The 7,020-nt window shown below is 62.1% G+C and carries 6 protein-coding genes; 4 read left to right on the top strand and 2 right to left on the bottom strand.

Annotated features, from left to right (window positions below):
- Positions 1-709: methyltransferase domain-containing protein (locus AC1DWI_RS09685; protein ID WP_477724744.1), on the top strand; the 709-nt coding region annotated here is incomplete at its 5' end.
- Positions 710-725: 16 nt separating this feature from the next.
- Positions 726-1,775, top strand: coding sequence for an SRPBCC family protein (locus AC1DWI_RS09690; protein ID WP_477668006.1), 1,050 nt, complete (start codon positions 726-728; stop codon positions 1,773-1,775).
- A 3-nt stretch (positions 1,776-1,778) separates the two neighbouring features.
- On the opposite strand, the gene AC1DWI_RS09695 is transcribed toward AC1DWI_RS09690, so the two are convergent.
- Positions 1,779-2,792, bottom strand: coding sequence for a M28 family peptidase (locus AC1DWI_RS09695; protein ID WP_477672184.1), 1,014 nt, complete (start codon positions 2,790-2,792; stop codon positions 1,779-1,781).
- 33 nt (positions 2,793-2,825) lie between these two features.
- On the bottom strand, positions 2,826-5,657 hold the full coding sequence (polA, locus tag AC1DWI_RS09700) for a DNA polymerase I (RefSeq protein WP_477724745.1): 2,832 nt from the start codon (positions 5,655-5,657) through the stop codon (positions 2,826-2,828).
- A gap of 154 nt (positions 5,658-5,811) precedes the next feature.
- Here polA and AC1DWI_RS09705 point away from each other — a divergent pair, with 154 nt between their 5' ends.
- Together AC1DWI_RS09705 and AC1DWI_RS09710 are read left to right on the top strand one after the other, a co-directional pair.
- Positions 5,812-6,159 (top strand): hypothetical protein, encoded by a 348-nt coding sequence (locus AC1DWI_RS09705; protein WP_457279994.1) that lies wholly within the window; start codon positions 5,812-5,814, stop codon positions 6,157-6,159.
- A gap of 48 nt (positions 6,160-6,207) precedes the next feature.
- A partial coding sequence (locus AC1DWI_RS09710) for a homoserine kinase (protein ID WP_477724746.1) occupies positions 6,208-7,020 on the top strand: 813 nt, incomplete at its 3' end.

Genomic DNA, 7,020 nt, shown 5'->3' on the forward strand with positions numbered 1-7,020 from the left:
GCCGTCCACCGGCGCCGTACTGCTTGCCGACCTTGGCTGCGGTGCCCGCGCCACGGCCAGATCGATCGTGAAAAATCGCAAGCACAGCACCGTGGACGCCGTCACGCTGGTGGCGCGGCAAATCATCCAGGGCGCCGGGCTCAACCAGGCCGCCGCCTTACCCAACCAGGTTCGTTTTCATCTGGCCGATTACGTGGACACAGGCTTGCGTTCAGGCGCGTACGACGGCGTTTACGCCCTGGAAAGCGCTTGCCACGCGCCGGGAGCCGACAAGCGGGCACTGGTACGGGAAGCTGCACGCCTGCTGCGGCCTGGCGGCACGCTGGTGATCGCCGATGCCTTGCGGCGCAACAACAAGCCCCTGCCGGGGTTCATGGAGCGCATCTATGGGCTTTGGTGCCGTCACTGGGCGGTCAACGAACTGGCCGAGAAACAGGCGCTGCACACAGCGCTTGCAAGCCAGGGCTTCACCGACATCCGGTTCCAGGACATCAGCCTGCGGCTGGCGCCCAGCGCATTGCAGATACCTCTGTTTGCCACCCGCTTTGCCTTGCGTGAACTCTGGCGGGCCCGCTTTCGCCTGTCGCCGCTGCGCCGCGGCCATATAGTGGCTTCCTACGCGGCCTTCCTGCTGGGCATGTGGCTGCCGGGTTTTGGCTACTACATGGTCACCGCGCGCAAACCAGCGGATAAGCAGGCATCGAACTAAACCTGTCAATACACCCATGACCGCAGAACAAAACAAGCCAACAGTTGATCTCGCTGCGCACGATCGCATACCCGCGCCGAAAGAGGGATTTGCGTCTTCGGACGGCTTGCCGTTTTCAGGCTGGACGCCTTTTCTTGCCGGAGCGCTGAGCGGGCTGGTCCTGCGCCTGGTGTTTTCCGGAAAACCGGGGAGTGCACTGTCGGCCATGGCGGCCGGTTTTGTCTGGTTTGCACCATTTGCCGTAGGAGCCATCACGGTGTACGTGGCCGAGCGGCACAAGCGCAGGGGCTTTTCCTATTACCTTTTTGCACCGGCGCTGGCAACCTTCGTGTTTGTGCTCGGCAGCCTGGCCATCCTGATAGAGGGGGTGATTTGCGCCATCGTCATCCTTCCGCTCTTCACCGCCGTCGGCATGCTCGGCGGTGTGGTCATGGGCCTGGTTTGCCGCATGACCAATTGGCCCAGGCAAGCGGTCTATAGCATCGCCGCGTTGCCACTGCTGGTGGCGATGGCATTTCCACAAAACCAGGTAGAGCGCATCGGCAGCGTGGAGCGCAGTGTGCTCATACAGGCAACTTCTGCTGAAGTTTGGCAGCAGATCAACAACGCACGCGATATCGCGCCTGCAGAGGTTCAGCATGCCTGGGCCTATCGCATAGGCGTTCCGCTTCCGGTTAGCGGCATCACGACCGACACGGCTGAAGGCCCCATACGAAAAAGCACCTGGGGCAAAGGCGTTCATTTTGACGAGGTGATACGACAGTGGGAGCCGCAGCGGCATGTGCGCTGGACCTACCGTTTCGCAGAAGATTCATTTCCCGCAGGCGCGCTGGACGACCACGTGAAAGTGGGCGGCGCTTATTTTGATCTGCGCGACACCTCCTACACATTGACGCCCGAAGAAGGCGGTACACGCCTGCACATTCGCGTGAGCTATCGCATCAGCACGGATTTCGACGCGTATGCGAACTGGGTGGCCCAACGCCTGCTTGGCAATTTTTCAGAAGTGATCCTGGACATGTACAAGGCACGCAGTGAACATGCCGGGAACGCAGCGCTGTCTTGACTGCTACCGTACCGGCCCGGCCACTACGGCGTGCTGCATGACCACCGCACGCACACCATCGACGACCTTTGCCATGCGGCGGTAGTCCAGCCTGTCTGCGGTGTCCTGCGGCGTGTGATAGGCCTTGTTCCGGTAGAAAGCCGTATCGGTGACCATCATTCCCACATAGCCTTCGTTCCAGTAATTGAGATGGTCTGAAAAATCGACCCCCACCACGAAACCCGGCGCGTTGATGGAATACACCGGCAGGTCGGAGGCCGACTTCATCGCCGCCTTGACCTGGCGCGCGATGTCGCCGTCCTGGTAGAAACCCACCAGTGAAATGAAATTTCCGGTAGTGGGGTAGATCGCATTGAGAAGCCGCACAGGATGGTCCTGGCTTCCCGGCTCATCACTGAAGTAGCCGATGCACTCGAGCGACAACATGAGGGATGCGCGCTTGCCGGACTCTGCGAGAGACCGGGCGTGAATGGCGCTGCCCATGTAAGGTGTGCGGAAAAAAGGAGGCTCTTCATTCGTGTAGATCACCAGTTCCACCCGCTGGCGGAAAGTTTGCCCCTTGAGCAAGCGCACCAGCTCAACGAGGCCCGCCACGCCGCTGGCATTGTCGTCCGCGCCGGGCTGCTCACCAGCCACGTCATAGTGCGCGCCCACCACCATCACCTCAGGTGTATCAGGACCCAGCTTCACAACCAGGTTGCGGTAGGACCTGCCTCTGGCCCTGAAGCGCTGGCTCTCCACCTGAAGGCCCAATCCGGAAAGCTGTGACTCCAGATAAACGGCAGCACCTTCAAGCCGGGTTCCGTTATCGAACGTGCGGTTCGGAAAATCGGTGGAGAGTTTGTAGACCAGTTGCTTCAGTCTCGCGGCGGATGCCGTTTGCGAAGCAGGCGCTGGCGTCTCGCCAGCCGGCACAAACGGCTGGGTCAACCGGTACCAGGCATAGCCTGCCGCGGCGCCAGCCATCAGCAAGGGCAGGACGACACCAGCGACGAGGATTTTCCAGCCCCGCCTCACACACAGCCCCATCGCAGGGAAAATGGAGCCGGCTTAATGTGCCTTGTCCCAGTTGAGCCCAACGCCAATCTCCGCCAGCAACGGCACTTTCAGCTCAGCGACGCTGGCCATCAGGCGCGGGATCTCGGTACGCAGCCACTCGACCTCTGCCTCCGGCACTTCAAACACCAGTTCGTCGTGCACCTGCATGATCATTTTGGTGGCGCGCTTTTCTTCGTCAAGCACCTGCTGCACCTTGTTCATGCTGAGCTTGATCAGGTCGGCCGCCGTGCCCTGCATGGGCGCGTTGATGGCCTGCCTTTCCGCGGCCTTCTTGCGTGGCCCGTTGCCGCCGGTGATTTCCGCCAGGTACAGCTGCCGGCCAAATACGGTTTCGACGTAGTGGTGTTCCCGGGCAAACGCCACGGTCTGGTCCATGTAGTTCTTGACGCCGGGATAGCGCTGGAAATACTTGTCGATGTAGGCCGCCGCGGCCTTGGTTTCGATGYCGAGGTTGCGCGCCAGCCCGAAACTGCTCATGCCGTAAATCAGGCCGAAGTTAATGACCTTGGCGTAGCGGCGCTGCTCGCTGCTGACCTGGTCGACCGCCACCCCGAACACCTCGGCGGCCGTGGCACGGTGCACGTCCAGGCCGTCGGTGAAGGCGCGCAGCAGCGCTTCATCGCCGCTCAGATGCGCCATGATGCGCAGCTCGATCTGCGAATAGTCAGCGCTGGCGATCACGCTGCCTGCAGGCGCGATAAAGGCCTCACGTACGCGCCGGCCTTCTGCCGTGCGAATGGGAATGTTCTGCAGGTTGGGGTCGTTGCTGGAAAGCCGCCCCGTGACCGCGACGGCCTGCGCGTAATGCGTGTGCACGCGGCCGGTACGGGGCAACGCCAGCTGCGCGAGCTTGTCGGTGTAGGTACCCTTGAGTTTGCTCAGCGAGCGGTGCTCCAGCAGCTTGGCAGGTAGCGGGTAGTCTTCGGCCAGCTTTTCCAGCACCTCCTCGTCGGTGCTGCGTGCGCCACTGGGGGTTTTCTTGATGACCGGCATGCCGAGCTTGTCGAAAAAAATCTCGCCGAGCTGCTTGGGACTGCCCAGGTTGAAGGGCTGACCGGCGATCTCATAGGCCTCGGCTTCCAGCTGAATGATGCGCTGGCCCAGCTCGTGGCTCTGCGCGGCCAGCGTGGGCGCATCGATCATCACGCCGTTGCGCTCAATGCGGTACAGCGTTTCGCTGCTCTGCATCTCCAGCTCATAGATAAAGCGCAGTTTCTCGTTGGCCTCCAGCCGCGGCCACAGCACACGGTGCACGTCCAGCGTCTGGTCGGAGTCTTCACAGGAGTATTCGGCGGCCTTGGCGATGTCGACCTGGTTGAACTTGATCTGGTGCGCGCCCTTGCCGCAAAGGTCTTCATAGTTGATACCGCTGCGGCCCACATGCCGCTCGGCCAGGCTGGCCAGGCCGTGCGGCTTGGTCACTTCCAGCACATAGCTTTGCAGCATGGTGTCGTGCGCATAGCCCTGCACTTCCACACCGTGGTTGGCAAACACATGGCGGTCATATTTGACGTGCTGGCCCAGCTTGGCTTTGCTCGGGTTTTCCAGCCAGGGTTTCAGGCGCGCCAGCACATCGTCGCGCGGCAGCTGGGCGGGTGCATCAGGGTAATCGTGTGTGAGCGGAATGTAGGCTGCCTCGCCGGGCGTGACGCTGAAACTCAGGCCGACGATTTCCGCCAGCATTTCGTCGAGCGAGGTGGTTTCGGTGTCCAGCGCTACCAATTCGGCCGCTTCGATCTTTGCCAGCCAGCGGTCAAACGCTTCCCAGGTCAGCACCGTGTCGTAGTTCAGGTTGCTGGCACGTTCAGCCGGTGGCGTATCGGTCAGGGGCGCTTCGTCAAACAGGCCCGGCGAATCCGAACGGCCGCCTGGACCGCCGGCGGGTGCGGGCTTGTGCCTGCCTTCAGGTCCGCCAATCAATTCCGGCGGTGTGCTTTCGATTTCGATCTGCTTGACCAGGCCTTTGAAGCCGTACTTTTCATAAAAGGCTTTCAGGGGTTCCGTCTGCTGGCCGCCGATGGTGATGGCATCCAGGGCGGGCAGGCCGGGGATGTAGCCGTCCAGTTCRCAGTCCTTCTTGATGGTCAGCAGCTCACGGCCTTTGGGCAGCCAATCGAGTGACTGGCGCAGGTTCTCACCCACCACGCCCTTGATCTCGCCGGCGCGTGCCACCAGCGCATCGAGCGAGCCGTATTCGAGAAGCCACTTCACGGCCGTCTTGGGGCCGACCTTGGGCACGCCGGGCACGTTGTCGACCGCGTCGCCGACCAGTGCCTGGTAATCGACCATGAGCCGCGGCGGTACGCCGAATTCAGCCTCCACCCCGGCCAGGTCGCGCCGGCGGTCGTTCATGGTGTCGATGACGGTGATGTTTTCGTCGACCAGCTGGCTCAAGTCCTTGTCGCCGCTGGAGATGATGACTTCGATCCCCTGAGTTGAAGCCATGCAGGCGAGCGTTCCGATCACGTCGTCGGCCTCCACGCCGGGGACGTCCAGCACTTTCCAGCCCAGCAGGCGCACTACTTCGTGGATGGGTTCGACCTGGCTACGCAGGTCGTCGGGCATGGGTGAGCGCTGGGCCTTGTATTCAGGGTACAGCGCGTCGCGAAATGTCGGCCCTTTGGCATCGAACACGCAGGCAGCGAAGTCAGCGCGCACGTCCTTGCGCAGCTTTTGCATCATGTTGACCATGCCGCGTATGGCACCGGTCGCCGGACTGGCCGGGTCGCCCGGGTTGGCGCGCAGGTCGGGCATGGCATGAAAGGCGCGGTACAGGTAGCTGGAGCCGTCCACCAGCAGCAGTGTTTTTTTGTCGGTACTCATGAAGCCGATTGTCGGGGATATCGGCCCGCCGCTGCCCGCGGCGCCGATAGCGCCCGGCGCTGGCCTGTGGGGAAGCTTTCCGCCTACAGCCGCAGCCCCCTTATTACGACATATCGGGCTTTCTCGGCTGGGCTCCGCAGCCTACAATGCAGGCATGAACCACGCTTTCCGCCCTCTTCTTGCCGCCGCGTTTGCGGTGCTGCCGCTGGCTGCGGCCATGGCTCAAGCGCCTGCACAAAACGCAGTGCCGCCCGTGACCGCGGAGGCCCCGGCGCCTGCAGGCCGGCCGGACAAGGCAATCCAGCGCATTCGCACTGAAGACGCGGGCAGCCGGATCGACGAACTCCGTGTGGGCGGCGAAACGCAGCAAATCCTGGTCCAGCCCAAAGTCGGCGGTGCGGCTTACGAAATCAAGCCCGCAGAAGGCGCCCGGGGCACCGCCCCCGCGTCGACCAACAACGACACCAACGGCTCACGCGTCTGGAACGTGCTGAAGTTCTGATTTTCGCAGCTCCACGTACTCCAAGAACTCCAGGATCCAGTTTCAGGCATGGCCGTATATACCGAAGTCTCGTTTGACGAGGCTGCAGCGTTCTTGAACGCCCTGAATCTGGGGCAGCTGCAAAATATCAAAGGTGCCGCAGGCGGCATCGAAAACACCAACTACTTTGTGGATACCGACCAGGGCCAGTATGTGCTGACCCTGTTCGAGCGCCTGACATTCGAGCAGCTGCCGTTTTACCTGCACCTGATGAAGCACCTGGCGGCGCACGGTATTCCGGTGCCTGATCCGGCTGCCGACACCAAAGGGAACATTCTTCACCGCCTGAAGGACAAACCGGCCTCCGTCGTCAACAAGCTGCGCGGCCACAGTGAGCTGGCGCCCACATCCGGCCACTGCGCCGGTGTCGGGGAAACGCTGGCACGCATGCACCTGGCAGGCCTCGAATACCCGCGGCGCCAGCCCAACCTGCGGGGCCTGGCCTGGTGGAACGAGACTGTTCCGGTCGTGCTGCCTTACATCACGCCGGCGCAAACCAGCCTCATCCTGGGGGAGCTGGCTTACCAGAACCATATTGCGGCTTCATCCGCTTTTGGCAGCCTGCCCCGCGGTGCCATACACGCCGACCTCTTTCGCGACAACGTGATGTTCGAAGACGGCCGGCTCACCGGTTTTTTTGATTTTTACTTCGCCGGCTGCGACACCTTCCTGTTTGACATTGGTGTGTGCCTCAACGATTGGTGTATAGACCTGGAAACCGGCGTACAAGACGAAGCCCGTTCGGCGRCCTTCGTGAGGGCTTACGAAAGCGTGCGGCGCCTGACGGCGCAGGAGCGCAGGCTCCTGCCTGCCATGCAGCGC

This window comes from Polaromonas sp. P3_C2, from assembly GCF_056402675.1.